At 47.9% G+C, this 3,089-nt stretch carries 8 protein-coding genes; all 8 read right to left on the bottom strand.

Going from position 1 to position 3,089, the window contains the following annotated elements; genetic code table 11:
* Positions 1-164: 164 nt before the first annotated feature.
* Genes rpsH through rplP form a run of 8 tightly spaced genes read right to left on the bottom strand, consistent with a single transcriptional unit; the run spans position 165 to position 3,005 of the window.
* On the bottom strand, positions 165-563 hold the full coding sequence (gene rpsH, locus VB081_RS00780) for a 30S ribosomal protein S8 (RefSeq protein ID WP_323398965.1): 399 nt from the start codon (positions 561-563) through the stop codon (positions 165-167).
* Positions 564-592: 29 nt separating this feature from the next.
* Complete coding sequence (locus VB081_RS00775) at positions 593-778, bottom strand: type Z 30S ribosomal protein S14 (RefSeq protein WP_323398964.1); 186 nt, start codon at positions 776-778, stop codon at positions 593-595.
* Positions 779-789: 11 nt separating this feature from the next.
* Entirely contained in the window at positions 790-1,329 is a 540-nt protein-coding gene (rplE, locus tag VB081_RS00770) for a 50S ribosomal protein L5 (protein ID WP_323398963.1), read from the bottom strand.
* Between the two features lie 23 nt (positions 1,330-1,352).
* Positions 1,353-1,667 carry a 50S ribosomal protein L24 gene (gene rplX, locus VB081_RS00765; protein ID WP_323398962.1) on the bottom strand — a complete coding sequence of 105 codons (315 nt, stop codon included), beginning with the start codon at positions 1,665-1,667 and terminating at the stop codon, positions 1,353-1,355.
* 14 nt (positions 1,668-1,681) lie between these two features.
* Entirely contained in the window at positions 1,682-2,050 is a 369-nt protein-coding gene (rplN, locus tag VB081_RS00760) for a 50S ribosomal protein L14 (protein WP_323398961.1), read from the bottom strand.
* Positions 2,051-2,079: 29 nt separating this feature from the next.
* Complete coding sequence (rpsQ, locus tag VB081_RS00755) at positions 2,080-2,343, bottom strand: 30S ribosomal protein S17 (protein WP_323398960.1); 264 nt, start codon at positions 2,341-2,343, stop codon at positions 2,080-2,082.
* A gap of 22 nt (positions 2,344-2,365) precedes the next feature.
* Positions 2,366-2,572 carry a 50S ribosomal protein L29 gene (gene rpmC / locus VB081_RS00750; protein ID WP_323398959.1) on the bottom strand — a complete coding sequence of 69 codons (207 nt, stop codon included), beginning with the start codon at positions 2,570-2,572 and terminating at the stop codon, positions 2,366-2,368.
* Positions 2,562-3,005, bottom strand: coding sequence for a 50S ribosomal protein L16 (rplP, locus tag VB081_RS00745; protein ID WP_323398958.1), 444 nt, complete (start codon positions 3,003-3,005; stop codon positions 2,562-2,564). Before rplP ends, rpmC begins: the two co-directional genes overlap by 11 nt.
* Between the last annotated feature and the right edge of the window lie 84 nt (positions 3,006-3,089).

Below are 3,089 nucleotides of genomic sequence, written 5' to 3'. Positions count from 1 at the left end.
AGCTGCTCGCCTTCCTGCTTGATCGTCATCTTCTTATCAAATTTCGACTTTAATTCGCCATTCTTACCTTTTACGGTCACTTCGCCGTCCGCCTGCGCTATGGTAACGCCGGAAGGCAAGTCGATAGGCATTTGTCCTATTCTCGACATTTGTTTATCCTCCCACTACCAGATGTAGGCAATTACTTCTCCGCCTACCGCGTCGCGGCGCGCCTGTGCGTCCGTGATCACGCCCTTGGACGTAGAAATAATAGCGATACCAAGTCCGTTAAGAACGCGCGGCAGCTTGTCGTGTCTTGCATACACGCGCAGACCGGGCTTGGAGATTTTCTTCAGCCCCGTAATGACTTTTTCGCCATTCGGACCGTATTTCAGTTTCACTCTCAGCGTGCCCTGCACGCCGTCATCTATAAATTCGCAGCCTTTGATATAGCCTTCTTCAAGCAAAATCTGTCCGATTGCTTTTTTCATGTTGGAAGCGGGTACGTCCACCGTATCGTGCTTCGCGATGAGGCCATTGCGGATGCGTGTTAGCATATCTGCTACAGAATCTGTAACCGGCATGTGTTTTCCTCCTTTACCTTCCTAAAAGATTACCAGCTTGCTTTTCTCACACCGGGAATCTGACCACGGTATGCAAGCTCGCGAAAGCAAACACGGCAAATGCCGTATTTTTTCAGCACAGAGTGAGGTCTCCCGCAAATACGGCATCTTGTGTAATTGCGTGTGGAGAATTTGGAACCTCTTTGCTGTTTTATGATCATGCTTTTCTTCGCCATTGTTCTCCTCCTTAGTGAGCAAACGGCATACCCATATGGGTAAGCAGTTCCCTAGCTTCTTCGTCCGTTCCGGCCGTTGTCACCACGATGATGTCCATGCCGCGGATTGCATCCACCTTATCATACTCGATTTCGGGGAACACCAGCTGTTCTTTGAAGCCCATTGCGAAATTGCCTCTGCCGTCAAAGGATTTCGGAGAAAGACCACGGAAGTCACGAACACGCGGCATCGCGATCGAAATCAGCTTATCGATGAATTCGTACATCCTGTCGCCTCGTAAAGTCACTTTCGCGCCGATTTTCATTCCTTCACGAAGCTTAAAGTTAGCAACGGATTTCTTGGCCACCGTAACCACCGGCTTCTGTCCGGAAATAGTCGTCAAATCTTCCACTGCGGAGTCAAGGACCTTCGGGTTATCTTTTGCTTCTCCAAGCCCTAAGTTAATCACAACTTTTTCGAGCCGGGGAACCTGATTGACGTTTTTGTATTCAAATTTCTGCATCATAGCGGGAACGATATCCGCTTTGTATGTATCTTTTAATCTAGGCATATCAGATAAAACCTCCCTTCACCCTACAGTTGTGCGCCGCATTTTTTGCAAACGCGGGTCTTCTCGCCGTTTTTGATTTCGTGCCCAACTCTTGTAGCCTTGGAGCACTTCGGACAAACGACCATTACGTTGGAAGCGTCGATCGGGCCTTCCTGCTTAATAATTCCGCCTGGTGTCGTCTGGTTTTTCGGCTTTTTATGCTTTGTCAGCATATTGACCTTTTCCAAAATCACACGGTTTTTTGCGGGAATCACGCGAAGGACTTTTGCTTCCTTGCCTTTTTCTTTACCGGAGATGACAACCGCTGTATCGCCTTTTTTAATATTCAGTGTATTCATGCGCTATCTCCTCCTTACAGAACTTCCGGGGCAAGCGATACGATTTTCATATAATCGCGGTCGCGAAGCTCCCTTGCAACAGGCCCGAAGATACGGGTGCCTTTCGGCTGCTTATTGGCATCAATAATCACTGCCGCATTTTCATCAAATCTTATGTGAGAACCGTCCGGTCTTCTCGCTCCGCTAACGGAACGAACGATGACGGCCTTTACAACGTCTTTTTTCTTTACAACGCCGCCCGGTGTCGCCGATTTTACAGATGCAACGATCACATCGCCGATGTTCGCCGTTTTCTTAACGGAACCGCCCATCACACGGATGCATTGGATCACTTTTGCGCCTGAATTGTCTGCAACCTTTAAGCGTGTCTCTGGCTGTATCATCCTGACTCCTCCTTAGTTAACAGAAAAGTTTATTTCGCCTTTTCTATAATCTGAACCAATCTCCATCTCTTGTCCTTTGAAAGCGGTCTTGTTTCCATCACCTTCACCGTGTCGCCGATACCACACTCGTTATTCTCGTCATGTGCTTTCAGCTTGTTGGTGTAGTTGATTGTCTTTCCATACAAGGGATGCGTTTTTCTGCTCTTTATTGCGACGACGATGGTTTTATCCATTTTATCGCTTACAACCGTACCGATTCTCTCTTTACGGTAACCTCTTGTCTCTTCACTCATTGAAGACGTCCTCCTTCACTACTTACTCGGCAACCTTCTGGTTTAATTCCATTTCCATCAAAATGGTCTTTACTCTCGCGATATCCTTTTTTACATGCTTGATGCTGGAAGGATTATTGAGTTGGCCAGTCGCGAGCTGGAACCGCAGGTTGAAAAATTCCGATTTCAGATCATTCAGCTTCGTGTTCAGCTCGTCTTTATTGAGTTCACGTATATCCTTAGCCTTCATCCTGCTCACCACCTGCTTCGTTATTTGTCTGCTTGATCGCAAATTTACACTTGATCGGAAGCTTGTGCGCGGCACGCGTAAGCGCCGCTCTTGCAACTTCTTCTGATACGCCTGCAAGCTCAAACATGACCCTGCCCGGCTTTACGACCGCTACCCAGTATTCCGGAGAACCTTTACCGCTACCCATACGAGTCTCAGCGGGTTTTTCAGTAACCGGCTTGTGCGGGAAGATTTTGATCCAAACCTGTCCGCCCCTCTTGATATATCTCGTCATAGCGACACGGGCAGCTTCGATCTGGTTGGATTTGATCCAGCCAGGCTCCTGCGCCACCAAACCATAATCGCCGTAAGAAATCGTATTTCCGCGAAGCGCCTTACCCTTCATGCGTCCTCTGAACTGTCTTCTGCGCTTAACCCTTTTTGGCATTAACATTTTTTCTGCCTCCTTCCACTACTGTCGAAGGTTTTGCCCTCTCAGCCAGCGGATTTCCAAGAATCTCGCCTTTATATATCCACA

This window comes from Christensenella sp., from assembly GCF_034927525.1.
GTDB lineage: Bacteria > Bacillota > Clostridia > Christensenellales > Christensenellaceae > Christensenella.
Note: the sequence above shows the minus strand (reverse complement) of the source record. Positions and strands in the feature narration are given on the sequence as shown.

Excerpts from the sequence above, each read along its gene's own strand:
- rpsH (WP_323398965.1), bottom strand. The coding sequence starts at position 563 with ATGCCGGTTACAGATTCTGTAGCAGATATGCTAACACGCATCCGCAAT.
- VB081_RS00775 (WP_323398964.1), bottom strand. The coding sequence starts at position 778 with ATGGCGAAGAAAAGCATGATCATAAAACAGCAAAGAGGTTCCAAATTC.
- rplE (WP_323398963.1), bottom strand. The coding sequence starts at position 1,329 with ATGCCTAGATTAAAAGATACATACAAAGCGGATATCGTTCCCGCTATG.
- rplX (WP_323398962.1), bottom strand. The coding sequence starts at position 1,667 with ATGAATACACTGAATATTAAAAAAGGCGATACAGCGGTTGTCATCTCC.
- rplN (WP_323398961.1), bottom strand. The coding sequence starts at position 2,050 with ATGATACAGCCAGAGACACGCTTAAAGGTTGCAGACAATTCAGGCGCA.
- rpsQ (WP_323398960.1), bottom strand. The coding sequence starts at position 2,343 with ATGAGTGAAGAGACAAGAGGTTACCGTAAAGAGAGAATCGGTACGGTT.
- rpmC (WP_323398959.1), bottom strand. The coding sequence starts at position 2,572 with ATGAAGGCTAAGGATATACGTGAACTCAATAAAGACGAGCTGAACACG.
- rplP (WP_323398958.1), bottom strand. The coding sequence starts at position 3,005 with ATGTTAATGCCAAAAAGGGTTAAGCGCAGAAGACAGTTCAGAGGACGC.